Genomic DNA, 23,475 nt, shown 5'->3' with positions numbered 1-23,475 from the left:
TTGGAGGTATAAGTGATGGCATTAAGAAATGTTAGAAAATATGGTGATGACATATTGAGAAAGAAGTGTAGAGTAGTTGAAAAGATAGATAATAGAATATCAATTCTATTAGATGATATGTTGGAAACTATGTATGAAAATAATGGAGTAGGTCTTGCAGCACCACAGGTAGGAATTCTTAAAAGAATAGTGGTAATAGATATAGGAGAAGGCCCTCTATTTTTAATAAATCCAGAAATAATTCATAAAGAAGGTTCATATATTGATGAAGAGGGATGCTTAAGTATTCCAGGAGAAGTAGGAAAAGTTGAAAGACCATATAAGGTTAAGGTTAAGGCTTTAAATAGAGAGGGAAAAGAAATAGTTATAGAAGGTAAGGAATTGCTAGCACGAGCTCTTTGCCACGAAATAGACCACTTAGATGGAATATTATTTGTGGACAAAATGATAGCAAAGGAGGAATAATAACATTTATGAAGATTGTTTTCATGGGTACACCAGAATTTGCTGTACCAGCCCTAGAAGCTCTTATAGAGAAATTTGATGTAGAGGCTGTTTTTACCCAGCCAGATAAACCGAAGGGAAGGGGAAAAAAATTAGCCATGTCACAAGTAAAAGAAGTGGCAGTTAAGCATGATATAAAGGTTTTTCAACCGGAAAAATTAAAGAAGGACAGAGAAACCATTGAGGAATTAAAAAATATAGCTCCAGATTTTATTATAGTAGTAGCCTATGGACAAATTCTTTCAAAGGAAATATTGGAAATACCTAAATATGGATGTATTAATTTACATGCTTCATTACTTCCTAAATATAGGGGTGCCGCACCTATAAATTGGGCTATAATAAATGGTGAAAAGGTAAGTGGAAATACCACTATGTTTATGGATGAAGGCTTAGATACTGGAGACATGTTACTAAAAAGTGAAGCCCAAATTACAGATAGTATGACTGCTGGGGAACTTCATGATAAATTAATGGAACAGGGAGGAGAGCTCCTTGTTAATACCATAAAGGGAATAATGGATGGGAAAATAAAAAGAATTAAGCAGGAAGATGATAAATCTTGTTATTCTCCAATGTTAAGTAAGGAAACAGGAAAGATAGATTGGACTAAAGGCGGTGAAAAGATAAATAATTTAATTAGAGGATTAAACCCATGGCCATTAGCCTCTACACATTATAATGGTGAGGTAATGAAAATATACGAAGCCCAGGTTTTAAAAGAAAATAGTAATTTTGAACCAGGATATATTATGGATGTATCAAATGATGGTATAAAGGTATCTACAGGTTCAGGGGTTTTATTGATAAAAAAGATACAATTTCCTTCTAAGAAACCTATGTATGTAAAAGATTATATTAAGGGAAATACAATAAATACAGGATTAGTTTTGTGCTAAAGGAGGAGTTATATGTTTTATTATGATAGTAGTTTTATAGTTTTAATCCCAGCATTAATTATTTCTGCATGGGCACAAATGAAGATTACATCTACTTTTAATAAATACTCTAGGATAAATAGTATGGGTGGGTATACAGGGGCACAGGTTGCTAGAAAGCTACTTGACAGCCATGGACTTTTTGATGTCCCTGTGGAACTTATTTCAGGTAAATTAACAGACCATTATGATCCTACAAATAGAGTTATGAGACTTTCTTCAGATGTGTATTATAGTACTTCTGTAGCATCTATCGGAGTTGCGGCTCATGAGACTGGGCATGCATTTCAGCATCAAGAAAGATATTCTCCACTTATAATAAGAAATTCAATAGTGCCTATAGTTAATTTTAGCTCAAATCTATCTTGGATACTATTTTTCCTAGGATTTTTCTTTGGATTACCTAATCTTTTAAACATGGGAATTATATTATTTTCAGCAGCAGTAATATTTCAACTTGTTACATTACCTGTTGAGTTTAATGCTTCAAATAGAGCTTTAATACTATTAGAAGATAAAGGAATATTATATGGAAATGAAATTAAAGGAGCTAAATCTGTACTTAGTGCAGCAGCCATGACATATGTAGCAGCAACAATTACTGCAATAGCACAATTATTAAGACTTATTATTTTAAGTAACAATAGAAGAGATAATTAAAGTTACAGAGAAGCTGTATGGTTTTTTGCCATACAACTTTCTTATGTATACAAAAATTGAGGTGGCATATGGAAAGTAGTAGAAAAATTGCATTGGACATATTAGAGGAAGTACTAAATAAAAATGCTTACTCTAATATAGCAATAAATAATAAACTTAACAGACATAATCTGGGAGATAAGGATAAAGCTTTAGTTACAGAAATTGTTTATGGAACACTAAAGTATAAGTATACTATAGATAAAATACTTGATTATCATCTTAAAAACGGTATAAAAAATTTAGATAATTATGTTTTAAATATACTAAGGATTGGAATTTATCAGATAAGATATTTAGATAAAATACCAGCATTTGCAGCAGTTAATGAATGTGTTAAGTTAGGGAAAAATAAGTCCAAAGGAGCTTCTAAACTAATAAATGGAGTTTTAAGAAATTACCTAAGAAGTGAAAATATAAATTATTGTACAGGAGATGAACTTGATAAAATTTCCTTTGAGTATTCTTTTCCAAAGTGGATGGTAAAATTATTTGTTCAGCAGTATGGCTTAGAAATAGGTGTAAATATACTTAAGGGGTTAAATACAATTCCTAGTGTCACTGTACGAGTGAATAATTTAAAGGGAAATTTTGAGGAAGTATGGAATAAGCTGTCTGAGAATCATTACAATATTGAGGAAGGCTTAATATGCCCTGAGGCTATCAAAATAATAAAGGGAAGAAATATAGAAAAAAATCCGCTTTTTAAGGAAGGGTTTATAACGGTTCAGGATGAAAGTGCCATGCTAGTAGCCCCTGCAATGGATTTGTCTGATAATATGAATGTAATGGACTTATGCAGTGCTCCTGGAGGAAAGGCTACACATATTTCCGAAATTATTAATAACACAGGCAAGGTATTAGCCTTTGACATTCATGAAAACAAATTGTCTTTAATAAAAGAAAATGCATATAGGTTAGGTATAACAAATATTTTTTTAGACACTATGGATGCAACTTTATATAATCATAAATTTGAGGAAACAGCAGATAGAGTATTAATAGATGTGCCATGTTCAGGTTTAGGAATTATAAGAAAAAAACCTGAAATAAAATACACGAAAGATTTAAAAAATCTTAAATCCATAATAGGAACTCAAAGAAAAATACTAACTAATGCTGCTCACTATGTAAAAGAAGATGGTATAATTATTTATTCTACTTGTACATTAAATAAAGAGGAAAATGAAGGAAATATAAAGTGGTTTATGGATAAGTTCCCTAGTTTTAAAGTTGAACCTATTTTTTATGGCAATTTAGATAATTTAATTTATAGCCAGCTAGGCACAATTACTATTCTACCTAACGAAAGCATGGACGGATTCTTTATTGCAAAACTAAAAAAAATTAGGTAGGTGTTTACATGATAAATATATTAGATTTTAATTTAGAAGAACTTAAAAATTGGATGAAGGAAAATGGAGAAAGTGTTTTTAGAGGAAAACAGGTATTTGACTGGATATATAAGGGAATTTATAATTTCGATGATATGAAAAACTTACCTATATCCACAAGAGAAAAATTAAAAAGTAATTTTTATTTTAGCATACCAGAGATGGTAAAAGAATATAAATCCAAAGATGGGGATACTTATAAATTTCTCTTTAAATATAAAGATGGAAATATAATAGAATCTGTTGTAATGAAGTATAAGCATGGTAATTCTATATGTGTATCAACGCAAGTAGGGTGTAGAATGGGATGTAAGTTTTGTGCTTCTACTTTAGGAGGTATGGTTAGGAATCTTACTTCAGGAGAAATTCTAGGGGAGATTTTAGCAGCCAAAGGAGAAATGGGTGAGAAAATATCTAACATAGTCATGATGGGAAGCGGTGAACCTTTAGATAATTTTGAGAATGTATTAAAGTTTATAGAAATTGTTAACTCTCCAAATGGTCTTAATATAGGCCAAAGACATATAACATTATCAACATGTGGAGTTGTGCCAAAAATTATAGAACTGGCAGATATAGATCTTCAAATCACTTTAGCAATATCATTACATGCTCCAAATGATGAAATGAGAAGGAATATAATGCCTGTTGCAAACAAATATAGTATAGAAGAATTATTAAAAGCCTGTATAAATTATATAGAAAAAACCAACAGAAGAATAACATTTGAATATGCTCTTGTTAAAGGGGTAAATGATAGAGGGGAACATGCAGAAGAATTAGCTAGGCTTCTTAAAGGAATGCTATGCCACGTTAATTTAATTCCTGTAAATGAAATAAAAGAGAATACTTTAAAAAAATCTTCCGCGGAAGATATTAAAAAATTTAGTAATATATTAATAAGAAATGGCATAGAAACTACTATCAGAAGAGAAATGGGAGCAGATATAGAAGCTGCATGCGGCCAACTTAGAAGGAGCTATTTGGAAGAGGGAAAATAAGATTGGAGAGGTGTGTATATTATGGTGGGTATATTATCAGATGTAGGAAATTACAGAACAGTTAATGAAGACTCTGTTGGTTACTATACAGATAATAATATAGGCATTTATGTAATTGCAGATGGCATGGGGGGACATAATGCAGGAGAAGTGGCAAGTAAATTGGCAGTGGATACAATTCTACAATATTTTAAGGAGAAAATTAATATAGAAGATGTAAAAGTAGAATTGGAGTGTTCCATTAAACTTGCTAATGAAAAAATACATGAATTAAGCGAAAAAAATAATGGATTTGAAGGAATGGGAACCACAGTAACAGCCTGCATTGTTAGAGATGAAGAAGTTGTAGTGGCCAATGTAGGCGACAGCAGTTGTTATATAATTGATAAAAATTATGAAATTAAAAAGGTAACTAAGGATCATTCCTTAGTTCAACAGTTATTGGACAATGGCAGTATTACGGAAGAGCAAGCCATCTCTCACCCAAATAAAAATATTATAACAAGAGCCTTGGGTACTAATTCTACTGTTTTAGTTGACACCTATAAATTAGATTTATCAAATATAAAAAAAATAATATTATGTTCTGATGGATTAACAAATGATGTTACCCCGGGAGAAATGTGTGATATAATAAAAAAATATAGTAATGAAGAATCTTGTAGGGTTCTTGTAGAATTAAGTAAGGAGAAAGGCGGAAGAGATAACATATCAGTTATTGTATTTGAAGGAGAGTGTAAAGATGATAGGTACTTTACTTGGAAATAGATATGAACTCTTAGAGAAAATTGGTGAAGGTGGCATGGCAGAGGTATACAAGGCAAAATGTCATCTACTTAATAGATATGTAGCTGTAAAAATATTAAAAGAAGAGTTTTCAAAGGATGCACAATTTGTTGAGAAATTTAAAAGAGAGGCTACTGCGGCAGCAAGCCTTTCAGATAATAATATAGTAAATATATATGATGTAGGTTCTCAAAATGATATAAATTATATAGTTATGGAGTATGTAAAGGGAAAGACTTTAAAAGAGGTTATAAGAGGGAAAGGGAGCTTAGACGTAGACGAATCGGTAGATATAGCTATGCAAATAGCAAAGGCATTACAGTGTGCCCATAGAAACAATATTGTACATAGGGATATAAAGCCTCACAATATTCTAGTGACGGAAGATGGAAGAGTAAAAGTTACTGATTTTGGAATAGCTAAGGCTACTAATTCGGTTACTATAACTAATACTTCTAAGGTAATTGGTTCTGCTCACTATTTTTCTCCAGAGCAAGCCAAGGGGGGATTTGTAGATTGCAGGACCGATATATATTCACTAGGTATTGTTATGTATGAAATGGTTACGGGGAAAGTACCTTATGATGCAGATAGTCCTGTTTCTGTAGCTTTGAAACATATTCAGGAGCCAGTGGTGCCTCCGAAAACATTGAGACCAAATCTTCCAGATAATTTTAACAATGTAATTTTAAAATGTATAGAAAAAGAGCCCATTAGAAGATATCAGGACACTAAGGAATTAATTGAAGATTTAAACAAAGTTAAAAACAATGAACAAGTCAATTCAAATTCTGCAGACTTTGATGAAGATAGAACAAGAGTAATGGATGCTGTTAATGTAAATGATTTAGATGATAAAGATAAATTTATTGATGAAGAAGACTTTGATGAAGAAGAGGAAGGGGAAGAAGAAGAAAAAAAGCCATTAAATAATAAAAAGAAAAAAACAATAGTCATGATTACAGCTATAGTGTTGGTGTTAGTTATTGGATTTGCTACAGGTTATATTCTATTTAATAAGAGGAATGGTTTGGCACAAACAGTAACTGTGCCAGATGTAATTGGGAAGAGTAAAGATGAAGCAAAAAAATTAGTGGAAGATAAAGGACTGGTGTTTCAGGTAGGCGGTACTGAAAAGAGCGATAAACCTGAAGGAACAGTAATAAGTTCATTCCCAAATCCAGGAACTTCCGTTAAGCCTAAATCTGAAGTTAGGGTAATTATAAGTGCAGGTTCGGAAAAGTTAACAGTTCCTGATTTAACTGAAATAGATTTAAATGTGGCTAAGGATATTTTAAATAGATATAATTTAAAACTTGGAGATGTAAAATATGTGTATGACGGAAATATACCTAAAAACTGCATAATAAGTCAAAATCCAGCTAAAAATAGTCAAATAGAGGCTAATTCAAAAGTAGATGTAGTAGTAAGCAACGGACCAGAAGTAAAATATTCTGCAGTACCTACTTTAAATGGCAAGACTTTAGAAGAAGCTAGAAATCTGCTTGCAAACTCAAATCTTAAATTAGGAACACCAAGGGCAGTTGAAACATCAGATAAAACCTTAGATGGAAAGATATTTGAGCAAAGTATAGAGGCTAATGCTCAGGTAAAAGAAGGTACTTCAGTTAGTGTTAGCTATTATATATATAAAGAGCAGCCTCCAAAGCAGACAGGTAAAGAAGGCGGTGCAACATCAGGAACAGTTCAAGGGGACAATAGTAAAGTTAATAATGGAAATGGTAGTAGTACTGGTAGTGGTACTGGTAGCAATACTGGTAGTAGTACTGGCAGTGGTACTGGCAGTGGTACCGATAATAATAAAGACAAAAATACAGACAAAAATAAAGATAAAAACACTGGAGATGGATCACAAAGTACAGATACCCCAAATAATCAATAGATTAGGATTATTTTTAGAATAACCAGGAGGGAATATGCAGGGAATTATTATAAAAGGTATAGGCGGATTTTATTATGTTAAAGTTGAAGATAAAATTATAGAATGTAAAGCTAGGGGTAAGTTCAGGCATAATGAACTTACCCCTATGGTAGGTGATAGAGTAGAAATTGAAGTAATTAACGGTAAAGGAACCATAGACAAAATTAATGAAAGACAAAATATGATCATTAGACCTGCAGTAGCTAATGTTACTCAGGCGTTAGTGGTATTTGCTTTAAGAAACCCTGACATTAATGAGGATCTGTTAAACAGATTTATTATGTTTTGTGAATATAATAGCTTAAAATCAATAGTTTGTTTTAATAAAATAGATTTGCTTCAGCAATGGGAAAATGAAGAGATAGTTTCCATGATTCAAAGTGCAGGTTATGAAACCATATTCTTAAATGCAAAAAAAGGTTATGGCATAGATTCAATACGAGAAAAGTTAAAGGATAATGTTACAGTACTCTGTGGACCATCAGGGGTTGGAAAGTCGACTATTTTAAATAGTTTAGCAGGAAGAGACATTATGGAAACAGGAATTATAAGCGAAAAACTTAAAAGAGGAAAGCAAACTACAAGACATAGTGAGCTTATTGAAATAGAAGGAGGCTTTTTAGTAGACACCCCTGGATTTTCTTCATTAAGTACTGATTTCATAGAAAAAGAAGAAGTTCAAGCATGCTTTCCGGAGTTTTCAGACTATACAAATGGATGTAAATTCTCTGGATGCCTTCACTATAAAGAACCAAAATGCGGAGTAAAGAAAGCAGTAGAAGAAGGAAAAATACATAAGAAAAGATATGAATTTTATATTAAAGTAATAGAAGAAAAAATAAAGGGGAGAAATAACAAATGATAAAAATAGCACCATCAATACTGTCAGCAGATTTTTCAAAGTTAGGTGAAGATGTAAAGAAGTTAGAAATGTGTAATGCAGATGTAGTACATATAGATGTAATGGATGGAATGTTTGTCCCAAATATATCTTTTGGAATTCCAGTTATAAAAAGTATAAGAAATATTACAAAATTACCTTTTGATGTACACTTAATGATAGAAGAGCCAGGAAGATATATTGAGGACTTTGTAAAGGCGGGAGCAGACATAATTACTGTACATTATGAGGCAGATAGACACATAGATAGGACTATAAATTATATTAAAAGTTTTGGAGTTAAGGCTGCAATAGCTTTAAACCCAGGTACTCCTGTTAGTGTTTTAAAGGATATAATACCTTCTTTAGACATGGTCTTAATAATGTCCGTGAACCCTGGATTTGGGGGACAAAAATACATAAGCTATGCTTCTAAAAAAATAAAAGAAGTTAATGAATTAAAAGAAGAGTACAATAAAAATCTTATTATTGAAGTAGATGGAGGCATAGATGTACATAATATTAAAGAAGTTGTACAAAGCGGTGCGGAATATATAGTAGCAGGTTCTGCAGTATTTAAAAATGGAAACATAGAAGAAAATATTAATAACTTAAAAGAGGCTGCAAAATGAGAATAGTAATCCTTTCAGGAGGAAATCCTCCCTGTTATGAATTAATTAAAAAGGAATTAAAAAATTGTGATAAACTAATTTCTGCGGATATGGGTACTAATATCCTTTATAAATATGGAATTAATCCAGATATAATCCTTGGAGATTTTGACTCTATAGATAAGGAAATATTAAAGCATTATAAAAAGGAAAACGTAACTATAGAAAAATTTCCAGAGAAAAAAGATTTCACTGATTCCTATGCTGCCCTAAGCAAAGCCATAGAATTAGGAGCAGATGAAATAGCTTTTTTAGGCTGTACAGGCAGTAGAATAGATCATATGTTGGGCAATATAGGATTATTGCTTAGATGTTTACAATTAGGAATAAAATGCTATATCAGAGATGAAAATAATTTAATAAGATTAGTACATAAGCCTATTATTATAGAGGCTTATGGCTACAAATATTTTTCTTTGCTTAGTTATGGAGGAGAAGTGAAGGGTATTACCTTATTAGGAGCTAAATATCCTTTAAAAGATTACAATTTAAAATTAGGAGAATCACTAGGAGTGTCTAATGAAATTATAGAAGAAAAAGCTACAATAGATTTTAAAGAAGGGCTTTTATTGGTGATACAGAGCAGGGACTAATCAGAGTACAGATAAGTTTAAATTTCCCAATAATAGTATGTGTAACAACTTTTAGAACATTGCATATAATATTACCATAAGTAATTTATAAGGGATAATATCATGGGTAAAATGGATAAATGGAAGAAAAAAGCTGGATATGTTGTAGGGGCTATAGGAGCAGGAATATTATTAACGTTTATTATCCCTATATGGGGATGGATTATAGCAGTTGGTGCAGGGCTTATATATGTAGGGTGGTATTTGATTCAACACAATAAATAATTACAGAGGTGTTATTAAATGAAGATTGTAGCTATTAAATTACCTAAGTTTTTGTCCTCTTTTATAAAATTTATATTTAGAAAATCATAGAACATAAAATTAATAGTGGTTTTTTATATTGCAAAAAAATAAAAAATGCAATTGGTTCACAATTGCATTCTTTATCTTATATAGCACGCTGTACCTTACCGGAACGCAGGCATCTTGTGCAAACATGTATAGTTTTAGGTGTTCCTTCGACTATAGCTTTTACCTTTTTTATGTTTGGAGCCCAAGTTCTTTTTGACTGACGATGTGAGTGACTGTACTGTACACCAGCTACAACGCCTTTTCCACAAACTTCACACTTTCTTGACATTTTGAAAACACCTCCTTTATAAACTGAAAAGAGTTAAATCTTCTCAATTCAAACCTATATCATTTTATCATACAATATATAATTTTTGCAAGTATATTATAAAATTTAAACATTAATATTGATATTAAAAGATTTATCATATATTTCCTTGAATAAATTTTGCATTTAATATAAAATAAGTTTATGGATTTACATATAAGGAGGGTTAATATGATAGGTAACATTTCAAATGATTATGGATATATTAATTATTCTGAAGAAGTATTAGGCAATATTATAGGAGTGTCAACTATGGAATGCTATGGAGTAGTTGGAATGGCCTCTAAGAATGCTACAGATGGATTATGGGAATTAATAAAAGGTGAAAACCTAAGTAAGGGTGTAAAGGTTCATTCTAAAGATAATAAATTATCTATAGAATTATATATAATCGTTGAATACGGGACTAAAGTTTCTGTAATTGCTAGTAATATAATACAGAAAGTAAGATACAACGTAGAAAATTATACAGGATTAAAGGTTTCAAATATTACAGTAAATGTTCAAGGTGTTAGAGTCTAAGGAGGTAACTTAAATGGAGTACATAACAATTGATGGTAAGTGTTTTTATAATATGGTTATAAACGGAAGCAATAAATTAGAGGAAGAAAAGGAATATGTGAACTCCTTGAATGTATTTCCAGTTCCTGATGGTGATACTGGAACAAATATGTCTATGACATTTAAATCTGCAGTTACAGAAATTCAAGGAATGGAAGGGGAAACTATAGGCAAAATTTCTAAAAACCTTGCAAAAGGAGCACTAATGGGTGCAAGGGGTAACTCGGGTGTTATATTATCCCAGATATTTAGAGGTATTGCTAAGGGGTTAGAAGATAAGGCTGAGGTTGGCGTAGAGGAATTTGCAAATAGTATAATGGAAGGCTCTAAATCAGCTTATAAGGCTGTAATGAGACCTACAGAAGGAACTATTCTAACCATAATTAAAGCTGCGGGAGACGCTGCAGCAAAAAGCAAAGCTAAAAACATTACTGAATTGATGAATGATGTATGTATGCAAAGCAAAATAACTTTAGATAAGACTCCTGAAATGCTGCCAGTTTTGAAGCAGGCAAAGGTAGTAGATGCAGGTGGAGCAGGACTTCTTATTATTCTTAAAGGAATGTACGAAGCATTAGAGAAGGGATTAAAATCTTTAACTGTAAATAAAGGAGAAATAAAAGCTACTAATATTTCAGCTGCAAAAACTTTAGGAGAGCAGGACATTAAATTTGGTTATTGTACTGAATTCTTTATTATGGCAGACAATATAAATATAGAACAATTTAGAAAAGATTTAGAACCTCATGGAGATTCAATGATAGTAGTTGGAGGAGATGGATTAGTTAAAGTTCATATTCATACCAATGATCCAGGCTTTATACTATCAAAGGCTATTAAATTAGGTCCTCTTTCAAAAATAAAAATTGATAATATGAGGGAACAACATAGACATATTTTAGAGGATGAATATCCAATTGACCAAAAAGAAAGTGCCAATGATTCATCGGAAGAAACCATGGAAAAGAAGAAATATGCTTTTGTATCTGTAGCTCTAGGAGAAGGAATAACAAATATCTTTAAGGATCTAGGAGTAGATTTTGTTATTGAGGGCGGACAGACTATGAATCCTAGTACAGAGGATATACTAAATGCAATAAAGAAAATAAATGCAGAAAATGTATTTGTATTACCAAACAATAAAAATATTATAATGGCAGCTACTCAAGCAGCAGAATTAGCAGATAAAAACGTATACATAATTCCAACAAAGAGTATACCTGAAGGAATTACTGCTATTACATCTTTTAATACTGAAATGGAAGCAGAAGAAAATGTTAATAATATGAAGGAAGCTATTAAAAATGTGACAACTGGTTCCGTTACTTATGCTGTAAGAGATACTGAAGTGGATGGTAAGGCCATAAAAGAAGGAAATATATTAGGTTTAAGAGAAGGTAAAATTGAAGAAATAGGTAGTGATATGTTTACAGTTTGCAGCAATTTGATAGCTGATATGGTTACAGAGGACAGTGAACTTATAACAATATTCTATGGCAAGGATTGTAATGAAGAAGAAGTTAATAAATTTACGAAGAGATTAGAAGAAAAATATGAAGATTTAGATATACAATTCTATAATGGTAAACAACCATTATACTATTTCATTTTCTCAGTAGAATAAAAAAGCCTTTAGGCTTTTTTTATTTAGTAAATTTTAAAGTTGGAGTGATATTTATGGACGTATACAGTAATATTAGCTGTATAAAAGGCGTAGGGCCTAAAACTTTGGAAGCTTTAAATAAATGCGGTATTTTTAATATAATGGATTTACTTTTATACTTTCCTAGGGATTATAAAGAAGTATTAATCTGTGACAGCATAAATGATGTAACATCAAAAGGGGAAGTTATGCTACGGGGCAGGGTAATTGAATTAAAGAAGGATATAAGAACAAAAACTGGTAAAGTTTTGTCTACAGTGGTATTTGAAAGTGGAGGCAGTATATTTAAATGCAAATGGTTTAATCAGCCTTACATAAAAAATTATTTTAAAATAAATAATAACTATACTCTCAAAGGGAGAGCGGATATTTTTAATGGAGAAAGCATATTAGTGAATCCAACAATATTAAAGGATACAAATATAAAGATAAATGAAAATAAAAAATACATCATAGCAGTATATCCACTTAGAGGAAATATAAAAAACAATACTATTATTAAATTGGTAAAAGAAGTATTGGCAAGCGTAGAAATAGAAGAAAACTTACCACAGTGGATTATTCATAAATATAACTTTACTTCTTTAGATAGTGCTATAAGAAATATACATAACCCTGTAAATACAAATACTCTTTATGAAGCTAAAAGAAGACTTAAATTTCAAGAACTTTTTACATATTCATTAAAGATATTAATGCTTAAAGAATATAGAAATATGAATAATAAAGGTATAGGATTCAAAATAGTTCCAGAATTAAAAGAATTGAAGGGGAAACTGCCTTTTCAGCTAACTAAGGCTCAAAGCAAAGTAGTGAAGGAAATACTTATAGATGAAAAAGCACCTATAGCTATGAATAGATTGGTACAAGGAGATGTGGGCAGTGGAAAGACTATTGTTGGCATAATTGCTATGTTCAATGTTGTTAAAAATGGATATCAGGCAGTGTTAATGGCCCCTACGGAAATATTAGCCAGCCAGCATTACATTGAGGTAAGTAATGTGCTAAATGACTTTAATTTAAATATAAAGTTACTTTGTGGCAGTACTTCAAAAAAAGAAAAGGAAGAAATAAAAAATCAACTAAAAGAAGGAACTATAGATATAATAATAGGAACTCATGCATTAATAGAAGATGATGTGGAGTTTAATAAATTAGGTATTGTGATAACAGATGAGCAGCACAGATTTGGGGTAATGCAAAGAAGTAAATTATTTAATAAAGGTGAAAATGTAGATGTACTTGTTATGACAGCTACTCCAATACCAAGAACCCTATCCTTATATTTATATGGTGATTTAGATATATCCATAATTGATGAATTGCCTCCAGGAAGGCAAAAAATTGACACTTACTATATAAATAAAAAAGAAAAGAAAAGGGCTTATAACTTTGCATTAAAGGAAATCCAAAAGGGCAGGCAGGTTTATGTAGTTTGCCCATTAGTAGAAGAAAATGTAGATTTGGAATTGACTTCTGTAGAATCTCTCTATGAGGAGTTAAAAAAGAAATACTTTAAAAATATAGATATTTCTATATTGCACGGTAAAATGAGTCCTAAGGAAAAAAATGAAATAATGGATAGATTTAAAAATAATGAGATTAAGGTTCTTATATCTACTACGGTTATTGAAGTAGGAATCAATGTGCCTAATGCCACATTGATGATAATAGAAAATGCCGAAAGATTTGGGCTTGCACAATTGCATCAATTAAGAGGAAGGGTAGGAAGAGGCGGAGAAAAATCCTACTGTATACTTATAGGAGATATAAAAAATTCCATTACGAAAAAAAGGATGGAAACTATAGTAAATAGTAATGATGGATTTTACATAGCAGAACAGGATTTAAAAATAAGAGGTACTGGAGAAATATTTGGATTTAGACAGAGTGGAGAAGAAGGATTTATCCTGTGTAATATAGTAGATGATATAGATTTATTAAAAAAATCAAATATGGAAGCTAGAAATATATTAAAAAGTAATAATGAGGAAGATAAGAAAATTTTAAAATATATTGTGAGCAAAATGGAGAATAATTCAAGATATATTTGTTTTAACTAAGTCCTCACTTTAATAAATTATATTGAAAAATTGTAGATAATTACTAGATTATTATTTTAAAATAATGGGCAATATAAAAGTACACCGATGGTTTAAAAGCAAAATTTGAAATCGGAGGTGTTACGTCATGAATAGAGGAAAATCTCTCATAGGAAACGATGATTTGGAGATACCAAAAGATAAAGCAGCCCTACAGGAATTTAATCATGAATTTGCTGATGAAATATCAGAAAAAGCTGCTAAAGATAAAATCTTTAATAGCATGGGTTCATGGGGTAATGGAACTGTAGGGGGATTTATAGTAAAAAGAGAGACGGAAATGGCTATGGCTAAAAAAACTCTATGAATGAAAATATTTAAGAAATAAGGGAGGTTAGTTTATCTCCCTTATTTTTGTTATATTAAAATATCTTTGTATAAAATAAATAAATATGCTAAAATATTATAGACATAAACCGATAGTTATAATAAGCAAGGAGGAAACATTATGAGAATTATTGCAGGTCTTGCTAAAGGCAGAAAGCTATTATCTCCAGAAGGTGTGGGAACAAGGCCAACTTTAGATAGGGTAAAAGAAAACATATTTAATATAATACAAAATGATGTATATGGAACAAAGGCACTAGATTTATTTGCGGGAACAGGAAGTTTAGGTCTAGAGGCAGTAAGCAGGGGAGCTAAAGAATGTTATCTTATAGATAAAGGTGATACTACATTTAAATATTTACAACAAAATGTTATCAGTTTAAGATTTGAAGATAAATGTAAATGTTTAAATATGGATTCTTATGAGGCATTAAATTTATTTACTAAAAAAGGAATAATTTTTGATTTGATTTTTATAGATCCTCCTTATTCAAGAAATATGATTTCACCAGCAATGGAAGTAATAGATAAAAATAATCTATTAGTGAAAGATGGACTAATAGTAACAAAAATAGACTCTTCAGAAGAAATTTATAATGGTACTGATAGGATTGCTTTAGTGGATCATAGGAAATATGGTAATACAACAATCTGCTTATACAGGTACAAGGAGGACTAGAATGAACATAGCAGTTTATCCGGGAAGCTTTGACCCTATAACAAACGGCCACTTAGATATTATAAAAAGAGCCTCCAGGGTTTTTGACAAAGTTATTGTTGGAATATTAGTTAACCCAGATAAAAAAGGATTATTTTCTATAGAAGAAAGGAAAGAACTTATAAGAAGAGTTACTAGGGATATTCCAAACGTAAAAGTAGAAAGCTTTACTGGACTTTTAGTTGATTTTATGAAGGAAAGAGATATAAATGTTATTATTAAAGGGTTAAGAGCAGTTTCGGATTTTGAATATGAATTTCAAATGGCATTAATGAATAAAAAGTTAAATTCTAATATAGAAACTTTATTTATGATGACAGATGCTAAATATTCTTTTTTAAGTTCATCTTCAGTAAAGCAAGTAGCTATGTTTGGGGGGTGCATAAATGGTCTTGTGCCTGATGAGATAGTAGATGAAGTTATGTACAAGATGCATAAGTAAATAGGGGGATAAATTATGGATGTAATTAAACTAATTGAATACCTTGAGGAGATAATTGACACCTCTTCTAAAGTGCCTATGACTGGTAAGGTTATGGTAGATAAAAAAGAAGTTTTAGATGTAATAGATAAAATATTAAACTGTTTACCAGCTGAATTTAAAAAAGCACAGTGGGTTTTTGAAGAAAAAGATAGAATATTAAGTGAAGCAATAAGAGATGCTGAAACTTTAAAAAAAGAAAATGTAGAGTTACTACAAAAACAAATAGAAAATCATGATATAACAAAGAAAGCAAAAATAAGAGCTGGAGAAATAATTTCCTCAGCTCAAAAAGACGCTAAAGTTATGAGATTAGGAGCCAGGGACTATGCAGATGAGATTCTATCCCAGTTGGAAAAGGAAGTAAATGATTACAGTGGGAAAATGTTAAATAGCATTAAAGATGAAATGGAAGAATTCTTAGTGAGCATAAATTCTGATGTTAGTTCTACTTCAAATATGATTAGAGAAAATATAAAAGAATTAAGGAATATGAAAAAATAATTTATTGTATATGTTTTTTTAGATTATAAGTTATAACTGGTAATATGAATAATAAAAAAATAGCAGTTATAAATATTAAATTAATATTATAGCTTATGGATATATTCTCTTTAAAAGTAGTTACAACGGAATTATTATATAATAGTAAATATAATATATATGAAACTAAGGAGCAAAGTAATCCTTGAATTACTTTATATTTGCTATAATTTATTAGTGAAAATCCATGTTTACTCATAAAGGAATTACATTGCCATATTATGCAAAGTCCGCTGAAGCTTAATAGAAATCCAATAATCAATAATTTTACTCCATAGTTTATATTACATGAGGAAATTGTATTACATCCGTTTGTCATTTCCATTAGCCCTAGAATAGAACCTTCTGATAAGGTCTTAGGTATTTTAAATATAATTAATATTTTTTCTAAAATAAAATGAAAAATAAAGCTATTTTTTATAATACTATTTACTACTGAAAATAGTATTATAAAACCTCCCACAGATAAGGAGGTTTTTATTCCGTTATCAATAGAATCCCTCAAAACATTTCCTAAGTTAATATTAAAGCTTTGGGAAATGTTTTTTTTATCATTAAATTTTTTCCCATGGACCCTGCCAGGTATAATAAAACTAATTATAATACAGGAAATATAGCAGGCTAAAAGGAGCACATATCCTATATTAGTATTACCCAGCATAGAGGTAGCAACGGAACCTATGATAAACAGCGGACTAGGATTTGATGCAATATTTAAAAGCCTTTCACAGGTTTTATAATCGATTATTTTTTTCTCATATAAATCACAGCTGTATTTTGCTCCTAAAGGATAACCACATAAAATACTTACTATTAAAGCAAAGCTGCAATTTAAAGGCAATCCTAAAGGATAACATAATAGTTTTCCAAAAACTTTTGAATAAATATATACACCATTATAAGAAAGCATAATATTACATATAATTAAAAATGGGAAAAGTGAAGGAAAGACTTTATAAAAAAATAAAGAGGCTCCAGATATGCAGCCTTTAATACATACCATTGGATTTAGCACAAAACTAATTATTATTAGTGAACATATTATAGTTATGATCAAAGACTTATCTTTAAGTAATAGTGCTAATAAAATAAATATGGCCATTATTAAAATATATAATAATATTCTCAAAGCGACTCCTTCAAATAACAATACTTTAATATATATATATTTGGAGGGGTTTATTTTATTACTATAATATAATGGGCTTTTTTTTATAATCTGATAGAGGGTCAATACTGCTATTTAGCAAACTGTAACATTTAGTAGCTCTAATATCAAGATTTAAAGTAGAGTTTATTTCTTTTGGAATTTTAGTGTATATTGGTATGGTGCAATTATTTTTCATTTCCTTTAATATTTTGCTCCCTTTTTCATTAAAGCCTAAAATTCTAGCATAGGGACAAGGTGCTTTTCTCAAACTATAAGTGTCTAAGGAATCAAATCCTAGAAAGTACTGACAAAGTATTCTACTAATTCTCGTATAAGTATATCTTTTGGTTTTTACAGCTTCTACAAGCTCCGTAAAAGAATTAGCTTTTGTTAAAGCATTATATATTCTATTATGCAGTCCCTCTGAAATATCTGGAATATTTTCCATGGTATTTCCGTCAAGAAAGTATTTATACTTTATATATTCAAATAATTTATCTTCGAAAACAAAGGAATAATTTGAATTTTTTAATTTAGTTATTATTTCTAGTACATTATCTGGTACATATTCTTTTAATAAATTTAAATCATCATTGTGTCTTATGTAATTTCTTATGGAAGTAGCACTGGAAAACTTATTACCAAATTTTAGTGAATTATAATCATTTCCTTGTCTTTTTATTGTATAGGGAATAATTTTGCTATTTATTTTTAATAAATTTTTGCAGTATTCTGTAGCTAAAATATTGTTAGAAGAACCTAAAAAATTGTTAAAGTGAAGACAAGTTTTTTCTGTATTTGCTAAATATTCTTTCAATGCTTTAGATCTTGCCAAAGGATAGGTAATGCCTTTATTTAAATAGGACTTTAATAAGAATTTAAAATCTTCGGGTTCTTCATAAAGAATTTTTGAAATATTCATGATTTCATCTATGTTCCCTGATTCACTGCCAAAGCAAAGGTTATTTACTACTCCTGTACTATTTAGCAGACTAGTAGCTCCATAAGCGAAGAACTCAGCGGAAGATAAGCTATATAACACTGGTAGTTCAAATACTAAATCTACACCATTAAGTAATGCCATCTTTGCTCTAGTCCATTTATCAATAAAGGAGGGGATTCCCCTTTGCATAAAGTTACCACTCATTACAGCAATTACTGCATCACAGTTTGTAATTTCTTTAGTTTTATTTATATGATATAAATGGCCTTTATGAAAAGGATTATATTCAACTACAATTCCAGATATATTCAATTTTAAAACCTCCATATTTCATTGTTGATTTACAGTCAATATATTGTTAAGTTTTATTAAGAATATTATATACAATTTTTCAAAATACACAAACATTGATAATTATTTAACATGTTTTTTTAAAAATACTATACTTTTTTTAAAAATTTATGTCAATAATATGTATATCTATCATATAAACTATAAAAAATTTTTCATATTGGACTTGAAAATGCCGCATAAAAAGACTTATATTATATATGTGTGTAGTTGAAAAATAACCGAAGGGAGAAATTATTATGGAATTTATGAAAGAAATTTGGAGTAAGGCAAAATCCGACAAAAAGAAAATTGTACTTGCTGAAGGTGAAGAGGAAAGAAACATTAAAGCCTGCGAGATGATAATTAAAAATAAGCTTGCAGATATAATACTTTTAGGTAAGGCTGATAAAATTAAGAAAATGGCTTCAGAATTAGGAGTAAGCGTAGAAGGCGCAGAAATAGTTGATCCTGAAACTTCAGATAAAAAAGAAGCTTATGCTAATACTTTTTACGAATTAAGAAAAAAGAAAGGCATGACTTTAGAAAAAGCTGAAAAAATGATGTTAGACCCATTATATTTTGGAACAATGATGGTTAAAATGGATGATGCAGATGGAATGGTATCTGGTGCAATACATACTACAGGAGATCTTTTAAGACCAGGTCTTCAGATAGTTAAGAGTGCCCCTGGAGTATCAGTTGTTTCTAGTTTCTTTATTATGTTAGTACCTGGATCAAAATATGGGGAAGATGGTTTATTATTATTTTCAGATTGTGCAGTAAATCCAAATCCAACTGCAGAACAGTTGGCATCAATTGCTATAACTACTGCAGACACAGCCCAAAATTTATGTGGTATGGATGCAAAGGTTGCCATGCTTTCTTTCTCAACTATGGGAAGTGCAAGTCATGAATTAGTAGATAAAGTTACTACAGCAACAAAACTAGCAAAGGAAATGAGACCAGAATTAGCTATAGATGGGGAGTTACAATTAGACGCAGCTATAGTTGAAAAGGTTGCTAATTTAAAAGCTCCAAATAGTCCAGTAGCAGGAAAAGCTAATGTTTTAATATTCCCTGATTTACAGGCTGGTAACATTGGATATAAATTAGTTCAAAGATTTGCAAATGCTGAAGCTATAGGACCTATAACTCAAGGCTTTGCAAAACCAATAAACGATTTATCAAGAGGATGTAGTGCTGAGGACATTGTAAATGTAGTAGCTGTAACAGTTGTGCAGGCTCAGGCAAACTAGGCCTAATTAATATATTATAAAATAGTTAATTGGAAGGAGAATTTAAATTGAAAATACTTGTTATAAACTGTGGTAGTTCATCATTAAAATATCAATTAATTGATATGGCAAATGAAGATGCTTTAGCTAAAGGATTAGTTGAAAGAATTGGAATTGAGGGTTCAATACTTACTCAAAAGGCTAATGGTGAAAAGTTCGTAATAGAAGAACCTATGAAGGATCATAAGGATGCAATAAAATTAGTTTTAAGTGCCCTTGTAAATAAAAAACATGGTGTAATTAAGGATATGTCAGAAATAGCAGCTGTTGGACATAGGGTTGTTCATGGAGGAGAAAAATATGCTAACTCTGTTTTAATAGATGATGAAGTTATGAAATCCATAGAAGACTGCATAAAATTAGCTCCGTTACATAATCCACCAAACATCATTGGCATTAACGCATGTAAAGCATTAATGCCAAATACGCCAATGGTAGCAGTATTTGATACAGCATTTCACCAGACTATACCTGAATATGCTTATATTTATGCTATTCCATATGAATTATATAAAAAGTATGGTATAAGAAAATATGGTTTTCATGGTACATCTCATAGATATGTATCAAAAGTAGCTGCGGATATGATGGGAAAGGATATAAGTGATTTAAAAATAATAACTTGCCATCTTGGAAATGGTGCAAGCCTTTGTGCAGTAGATGGGGGAAAATCTGTAGAAACAAGTATGGGCTTTACTCCACTTGAAGGTGTAGCTATGGGAACAAGATCCGGTAGTATTGACCCTGCTATTATTACTTATTTAATGCAAGAATTAAATCTATCTATAGAAGAAGTAAATAACCTTATGAATAAAAAGTCAGGAGTTTATGGAATATCAGGAGTAAGCAGTGATTTTAGAGATATTGAGAAGGCAGCAGCAGAAGGAAATCACAGAGCACAGCTTTCATTAGATGTATTCCATTACAAAATAAAAAGATATATTGGATCTTATGCAGCAGTAATGGGTGGAGTAGATTGTGTTGTATTTACCGCAGGTCTTGGTGAAAATGATCCATCAAGCAGAAGTAAAATTTGTAAAGGATTAGAATTCTTAGGTATAAACATAGATGAAAAGAAGAACAATGAAGGAAGAGGATTTGCTAAGGTTATAAGCACCGATGATTCAAAGGTTAAGGTGTTTGTTATACCAACAGATGAAGAACTTATGATAGCAAGAGATACTGAAGAAATTATAAAGGCTTAGAATAAGTTGTAAATAAACCTTGACTTTTAATCCTCATCTTTATATAATAAATTGTGGCTAATACATTGAGGTGAGTAATATGAAAATTGATGTATCTGATTTACTAAAGAAAAACATTACAAAAAAGGATATTGATCTTACTATATTAGAGAAAGGGTTCTATGATGGTAGGGAACCAATTAGCTTTGTTGGACCTGTTAAATTGGAAGGTGCGCTAAGTTTAGTAGGTGATATGTTATACCTTGACGCTACTGCCACTGCCAAGATAGAGCTGATTTGTTCAAGATGCTTGGAAAGATTTGTTAGAGATATTCATATTGATATTCATGAAAAATTCTCTAATGAAAATGTTAATAAAGATGATGATTACATCTTTATAGATAGTGATGCTATTGACATCACAGAAATTGTAGAAAATAATATTATATTATCTTTGCCAATTAAAAAACTTTGTAAAGAGGATTGTAAAGGCTTGTGTCAAATCTGTGGTACAAATCTAAATAATTCTAGTTGTAATTGTGTGAACCAGGATATAGATCCTAGATTGGCAGGGCTTAAAGATTTCTTTTCATCTAATTAAGGAGGTGTATACCATGGGAAATCCGGCTAGAAGATTTTCAAAAGCAAGAAGAGATTCAAGAAGAGCTCAGACTTTCAAACTAAGTGTACCAGGAATGGTTGAATGTCCTCAGTGTCACGAAATGAAACTTGCACATAGAGTTTGTAAGAACTGTGGCTACTATAATGGTAAAGAAGTTATTGCAACTGAAAAATAAAGAAAGTCTTTTGACTTTCTTTTATTTTTTTACAAAGCACATTTCCAAATCTATTGTATTTAGTAAAAGTATAGTATATACTTTTACATTATAATAGAGCTTAACTTCTATACTGAAAGGAAGTGAAGGGAAAATTGATAATTGCAGTGGATGGTATGGGAGGAGATTTTGCTCCAGTAGAAGCAATAGCTGGTTGTATAGATGCTTTGAAAGAAAATAATGATTTAAATTTTATTATTACTGGACCAGAAGAAATAATAAATAAAGAATTGGGCAAATATAATTATGATAAAAGTAAAATATCAGTGGTGGATGCAAAGGAAGTAATATCTCTTAATGAATCTCCTGTTATGGCCATAAGAAAGAAGAAGGATTCAAGCCTAGTCAAAGCACTGAATCTAGTAAAGGAAAAAAAGGCGGATGCTATAATATCAGCGGGAAGCACAGGAGCCTTTATGGCAGGATCGCTTTTTATAGTAGGCAGGATAAAAGGAATAGATAGGCCGGCTTTAGCTCCTATAATGCCTGGAAGGAATGCTCCTTTTATGGTTATAGATGTAGGAGCAAATGCAGAATGCAAGCCTAAAAACTTGCTACAATTTGCTCTAATGGGAAAGATATACTTTGAGAAGATACTAAATATTAATAATCCATCAATTGGATTGGTTAATATAGGGGTAGAAGAAGAAAAAGGAAATGAATTGACAAAATCTACATATCCATTATTAAAAGAATCAGGTATGAATTTTGTTGGAAATGTGGAACCTAGGGATATACCTACGGGAAAAGTTAACATTTTAGTATGTGATGGTTTTGTGGGTAATACAGTGCTTAAAATGTATGAAGGAACTGCCTCTAATTTGTTTGAAATAATAAAGACTGAAATAATGGGGTCCCTTTCAGGGAAAATTGGGGGATTGTTTTTAAAGTCTGTATTTAAAAATATAAAAAAGAAATTTAATTATAAGGAATATGGCGGAGCAGCTTTTTTAGGGGTAGAAGGCATTTGTGTAAAAGCCCATGGAGCCTCTGATAAAATAGCTTTTAAAAATGCTATAAGGCAATGCGTTAATTTCCGTAATAATAATATTATTGAGGATATTAAGGAAGAACTAATAAAAATAAATGATATTCAATAATATTGACGGTATGGATATTATGTAATATTATCTAAGTATAAGATTAGTGTATTCGAAAAACAATAATTAACAATTACTAGGGGTTGTAATAAAAGTGCTTATTTGGATAGAAAAACATTATGAATTTAATTTACTGTATGACAAAAAGGCTTTTAGACACACAATTTTAA

At 30.6% G+C, this 23,475-nt stretch carries 27 protein-coding genes; 24 read left to right on the top strand and 3 right to left on the bottom strand.

All coding sequences use genetic code 11. The annotated features are described in order from the left end of the window. The first annotated feature begins 15 nt into the window (after window positions 1-15). The 12 genes from def to spoVM all read left to right on the top strand — a co-directional run bounded on the left by def (window position 16) and on the right by spoVM (window position 9,762). Complete coding sequence (gene def, locus CLLI_RS06055; protein ID WP_106063323.1) at window positions 16-465, top strand: peptide deformylase; 450 nt, start codon at window positions 16-18, stop codon at window positions 463-465. An 8-nt stretch (window positions 466-473) separates the two neighbouring features. Then, window positions 474-1,403 (top strand): methionyl-tRNA formyltransferase, encoded by a 930-nt coding sequence (gene fmt, locus CLLI_RS06050; RefSeq protein WP_106063322.1) that lies wholly within the window; start codon window positions 474-476, stop codon window positions 1,401-1,403. Window positions 1,404-1,415: 12 nt separating this feature from the next. Continuing rightward, window positions 1,416-2,102 (top strand): zinc metallopeptidase, encoded by a 687-nt coding sequence (locus tag CLLI_RS06045; protein ID WP_106063321.1) that lies wholly within the window; start codon window positions 1,416-1,418, stop codon window positions 2,100-2,102. Between the two features lie 68 nt (window positions 2,103-2,170). After that, window positions 2,171-3,496 carry a 16S rRNA (cytosine(967)-C(5))-methyltransferase RsmB gene (gene rsmB, locus CLLI_RS06040; protein ID WP_106063320.1) on the top strand — a complete coding sequence of 442 codons (1,326 nt, stop codon included), beginning with the start codon at window positions 2,171-2,173 and terminating at the stop codon, window positions 3,494-3,496. An 8-nt stretch (window positions 3,497-3,504) separates the two neighbouring features. Then, window positions 3,505-4,536 (top strand): dual-specificity RNA methyltransferase RlmN, encoded by a 1,032-nt coding sequence (rlmN, locus tag CLLI_RS06035; RefSeq protein ID WP_106063319.1) that lies wholly within the window; start codon window positions 3,505-3,507, stop codon window positions 4,534-4,536. Window positions 4,537-4,557: 21 nt separating this feature from the next. Beyond that, window positions 4,558-5,304: a Stp1/IreP family PP2C-type Ser/Thr phosphatase gene (locus CLLI_RS06030; protein ID WP_106063318.1), complete on the top strand. Its 747-nt coding sequence runs from the start codon at window positions 4,558-4,560 to the stop codon at window positions 5,302-5,304. After that, on the top strand, window positions 5,279-7,225 hold the full coding sequence (gene pknB, locus CLLI_RS06025) for a Stk1 family PASTA domain-containing Ser/Thr kinase (RefSeq protein ID WP_106063317.1): 1,947 nt from the start codon (window positions 5,279-5,281) through the stop codon (window positions 7,223-7,225). The genes CLLI_RS06030 and pknB overlap by 26 nt, the downstream gene beginning before the upstream one ends. Before the next feature lie 34 nt (window positions 7,226-7,259). Continuing rightward, window positions 7,260-8,126 carry a ribosome small subunit-dependent GTPase A gene (rsgA, locus tag CLLI_RS06020; protein WP_106063316.1) on the top strand — a complete coding sequence of 289 codons (867 nt, stop codon included), beginning with the start codon at window positions 7,260-7,262 and terminating at the stop codon, window positions 8,124-8,126. Continuing rightward, the gene (rpe, locus tag CLLI_RS06015; protein WP_106063315.1) at window positions 8,123-8,776 is read left to right on the top strand and encodes a ribulose-phosphate 3-epimerase; all 654 of its coding nucleotides are present in this window, start codon (window positions 8,123-8,125) and stop codon (window positions 8,774-8,776) included. The genes rsgA and rpe overlap by 4 nt, the downstream gene beginning before the upstream one ends. Further along, the gene (locus tag CLLI_RS06010) at window positions 8,773-9,408 is read left to right on the top strand and encodes a thiamine diphosphokinase (RefSeq protein ID WP_106063314.1); all 636 of its coding nucleotides are present in this window, start codon (window positions 8,773-8,775) and stop codon (window positions 9,406-9,408) included. Before rpe ends, CLLI_RS06010 begins: the two co-directional genes overlap by 4 nt. Window positions 9,409-9,510: 102 nt before the next feature. Continuing rightward, window positions 9,511-9,672, top strand: coding sequence for a hypothetical protein (locus CLLI_RS14460; RefSeq protein WP_170063652.1), 162 nt, complete (start codon window positions 9,511-9,513; stop codon window positions 9,670-9,672). An 18-nt stretch (window positions 9,673-9,690) separates the two neighbouring features. Then, window positions 9,691-9,762 carry a stage V sporulation protein SpoVM gene (spoVM, locus tag CLLI_RS15110; protein WP_146127076.1) on the top strand — a complete coding sequence of 24 codons (72 nt, stop codon included), beginning with the start codon at window positions 9,691-9,693 and terminating at the stop codon, window positions 9,760-9,762. 76 nt (window positions 9,763-9,838) lie between these two features. Here the strand turns inward: spoVM and rpmB are convergent, their stop codons facing one another. Further along, window positions 9,839-10,030, bottom strand: coding sequence for a 50S ribosomal protein L28 (gene rpmB / locus CLLI_RS06005; RefSeq protein WP_027623420.1), 192 nt, complete (start codon window positions 10,028-10,030; stop codon window positions 9,839-9,841). A gap of 210 nt (window positions 10,031-10,240) precedes the next feature. Here rpmB and CLLI_RS06000 point away from each other — a divergent pair, with 210 nt between their 5' ends. From CLLI_RS06000 to CLLI_RS05970, 7 genes are all read left to right on the top strand, one after another. Then, window positions 10,241-10,591: an Asp23/Gls24 family envelope stress response protein gene (locus CLLI_RS06000; RefSeq protein WP_106063313.1), complete on the top strand. Its 351-nt coding sequence runs from the start codon at window positions 10,241-10,243 to the stop codon at window positions 10,589-10,591. Between the two features lie 13 nt (window positions 10,592-10,604). Next, window positions 10,605-12,254 carry a DAK2 domain-containing protein gene (locus CLLI_RS05995; RefSeq protein ID WP_106063312.1) on the top strand — a complete coding sequence of 550 codons (1,650 nt, stop codon included), beginning with the start codon at window positions 10,605-10,607 and terminating at the stop codon, window positions 12,252-12,254. Window positions 12,255-12,307: 53 nt separating this feature from the next. Next, window positions 12,308-14,356 carry an ATP-dependent DNA helicase RecG gene (gene recG, locus CLLI_RS05990; protein WP_106063311.1) on the top strand — a complete coding sequence of 683 codons (2,049 nt, stop codon included), beginning with the start codon at window positions 12,308-12,310 and terminating at the stop codon, window positions 14,354-14,356. A 127-nt stretch (window positions 14,357-14,483) separates the two neighbouring features. Further along, complete coding sequence (locus CLLI_RS05985; protein ID WP_106063310.1) at window positions 14,484-14,702, top strand: small, acid-soluble spore protein, alpha/beta type; 219 nt, start codon at window positions 14,484-14,486, stop codon at window positions 14,700-14,702. Between the two features lie 141 nt (window positions 14,703-14,843). Next, the gene (gene rsmD / locus CLLI_RS05980) at window positions 14,844-15,401 is read left to right on the top strand and encodes a 16S rRNA (guanine(966)-N(2))-methyltransferase RsmD (protein ID WP_106063309.1); all 558 of its coding nucleotides are present in this window, start codon (window positions 14,844-14,846) and stop codon (window positions 15,399-15,401) included. 1 nt (window position 15,402) lies between these two features. Further along, window positions 15,403-15,882 (top strand): pantetheine-phosphate adenylyltransferase, encoded by a 480-nt coding sequence (gene coaD, locus CLLI_RS05975; RefSeq protein ID WP_106063308.1) that lies wholly within the window; start codon window positions 15,403-15,405, stop codon window positions 15,880-15,882. 15 nt (window positions 15,883-15,897) lie between these two features. Further along, window positions 15,898-16,425, top strand: a complete 528-nt coding sequence (locus CLLI_RS05970) for an ATPase (protein WP_106063307.1) — start codon at window positions 15,898-15,900, stop codon at window positions 16,423-16,425. A gap of 1 nt (window position 16,426) precedes the next feature. Here the strand turns inward: CLLI_RS05970 and ylbJ are convergent, their stop codons facing one another. Beyond that, window positions 16,427-17,593 (bottom strand): sporulation integral membrane protein YlbJ, encoded by a 1,167-nt coding sequence (gene ylbJ, locus CLLI_RS05965; RefSeq protein WP_106063306.1) that lies wholly within the window; start codon window positions 17,591-17,593, stop codon window positions 16,427-16,429. 61 nt (window positions 17,594-17,654) lie between these two features. Then, window positions 17,655-18,869 (bottom strand): nucleotidyltransferase, encoded by a 1,215-nt coding sequence (locus CLLI_RS05960; RefSeq protein WP_106063305.1) that lies wholly within the window; start codon window positions 18,867-18,869, stop codon window positions 17,655-17,657. A 278-nt stretch (window positions 18,870-19,147) separates the two neighbouring features. Between CLLI_RS05960 and pta the strand changes: the two genes are divergently transcribed. The 5 genes from pta (at window position 19,148) to plsX (ending at window position 23,305) form a co-directional block, all read left to right on the top strand. Then, window positions 19,148-20,146, top strand: coding sequence for a phosphate acetyltransferase (pta, locus tag CLLI_RS05955; RefSeq protein ID WP_106063304.1), 999 nt, complete (start codon window positions 19,148-19,150; stop codon window positions 20,144-20,146). 47 nt (window positions 20,147-20,193) lie between these two features. Beyond that, a complete protein-coding gene (locus CLLI_RS05950) occupies window positions 20,194-21,390 on the top strand; it encodes an acetate kinase (RefSeq protein ID WP_106063303.1) in 1,197 nt (398 codons plus the stop codon). A 79-nt stretch (window positions 21,391-21,469) separates the two neighbouring features. After that, window positions 21,470-21,970: a YceD family protein gene (locus CLLI_RS05945; RefSeq protein ID WP_106063302.1), complete on the top strand. Its 501-nt coding sequence runs from the start codon at window positions 21,470-21,472 to the stop codon at window positions 21,968-21,970. A 13-nt stretch (window positions 21,971-21,983) separates the two neighbouring features. Next, a complete protein-coding gene (rpmF, locus tag CLLI_RS05940) occupies window positions 21,984-22,166 on the top strand; it encodes a 50S ribosomal protein L32 (RefSeq protein ID WP_106063301.1) in 183 nt (60 codons plus the stop codon). Window positions 22,167-22,300: 134 nt separating this feature from the next. After that, on the top strand, window positions 22,301-23,305 hold the full coding sequence (plsX, locus tag CLLI_RS05935) for a phosphate acyltransferase PlsX (RefSeq protein ID WP_106063300.1): 1,005 nt from the start codon (window positions 22,301-22,303) through the stop codon (window positions 23,303-23,305). Window positions 23,306-23,475: the final 170 nt, after the last annotated feature.

Origin of the sequence: Clostridium liquoris, assembly GCF_002995785.1 — a bacterium.
In the GTDB taxonomy this organism is placed as follows: domain Bacteria; phylum Bacillota; class Clostridia; order Clostridiales; family Clostridiaceae; genus Clostridium_AO; species Clostridium_AO liquoris.
Note: the sequence above shows the minus strand (reverse complement) of the source record. Positions and strands in the feature narration are given on the sequence as shown.

Excerpts from the sequence above, each read along its gene's own strand:
- CLLI_RS06045 (WP_106063321.1), top strand. The coding sequence starts at position 1,416 with ATGTTTTATTATGATAGTAGTTTTATAGTTTTAATCCCAGCATTAATT.
- rsmD (WP_106063309.1), top strand. The coding sequence starts at position 14,844 with ATGAGAATTATTGCAGGTCTTGCTAAAGGCAGAAAGCTATTATCTCCA.
- CLLI_RS05995 (WP_106063312.1), top strand. The coding sequence starts at position 10,605 with ATGGAGTACATAACAATTGATGGTAAGTGTTTTTATAATATGGTTATA.
- CLLI_RS06000 (WP_106063313.1), top strand. The coding sequence starts at position 10,241 with ATGATAGGTAACATTTCAAATGATTATGGATATATTAATTATTCTGAA.
- CLLI_RS05985 (WP_106063310.1), top strand. The coding sequence starts at position 14,484 with ATGAATAGAGGAAAATCTCTCATAGGAAACGATGATTTGGAGATACCA.
- pta (WP_106063304.1), top strand. The coding sequence starts at position 19,148 with ATGGAATTTATGAAAGAAATTTGGAGTAAGGCAAAATCCGACAAAAAG.
- CLLI_RS06010 (WP_106063314.1), top strand. The coding sequence starts at position 8,773 with ATGAGAATAGTAATCCTTTCAGGAGGAAATCCTCCCTGTTATGAATTA.
- rsmB (WP_106063320.1), top strand. The coding sequence starts at position 2,171 with ATGGAAAGTAGTAGAAAAATTGCATTGGACATATTAGAGGAAGTACTA.
- rlmN (WP_106063319.1), top strand. The coding sequence starts at position 3,505 with ATGATAAATATATTAGATTTTAATTTAGAAGAACTTAAAAATTGGATG.
- rpmB (WP_027623420.1), bottom strand. The coding sequence starts at position 10,030 with ATGTCAAGAAAGTGTGAAGTTTGTGGAAAAGGCGTTGTAGCTGGTGTA.
- coaD (WP_106063308.1), top strand. The coding sequence starts at position 15,403 with ATGAACATAGCAGTTTATCCGGGAAGCTTTGACCCTATAACAAACGGC.
- rsgA (WP_106063316.1), top strand. The coding sequence starts at position 7,260 with ATGCAGGGAATTATTATAAAAGGTATAGGCGGATTTTATTATGTTAAA.
- rpmF (WP_106063301.1), top strand. The coding sequence starts at position 21,984 with ATGGGAAATCCGGCTAGAAGATTTTCAAAAGCAAGAAGAGATTCAAGA.
- CLLI_RS14460 (WP_170063652.1), top strand. The coding sequence starts at position 9,511 with ATGGGTAAAATGGATAAATGGAAGAAAAAAGCTGGATATGTTGTAGGG.
- pknB (WP_106063317.1), top strand. The coding sequence starts at position 5,279 with ATGATAGGTACTTTACTTGGAAATAGATATGAACTCTTAGAGAAAATT.
- def (WP_106063323.1), top strand. The coding sequence starts at position 16 with ATGGCATTAAGAAATGTTAGAAAATATGGTGATGACATATTGAGAAAG.
- fmt (WP_106063322.1), top strand. The coding sequence starts at position 474 with ATGAAGATTGTTTTCATGGGTACACCAGAATTTGCTGTACCAGCCCTA.
- CLLI_RS06030 (WP_106063318.1), top strand. The coding sequence starts at position 4,558 with ATGGTGGGTATATTATCAGATGTAGGAAATTACAGAACAGTTAATGAA.
- rpe (WP_106063315.1), top strand. The coding sequence starts at position 8,123 with ATGATAAAAATAGCACCATCAATACTGTCAGCAGATTTTTCAAAGTTA.
- recG (WP_106063311.1), top strand. The coding sequence starts at position 12,308 with ATGGACGTATACAGTAATATTAGCTGTATAAAAGGCGTAGGGCCTAAA.
- CLLI_RS05970 (WP_106063307.1), top strand. The coding sequence starts at position 15,898 with ATGGATGTAATTAAACTAATTGAATACCTTGAGGAGATAATTGACACC.
- CLLI_RS05945 (WP_106063302.1), top strand. The coding sequence starts at position 21,470 with ATGAAAATTGATGTATCTGATTTACTAAAGAAAAACATTACAAAAAAG.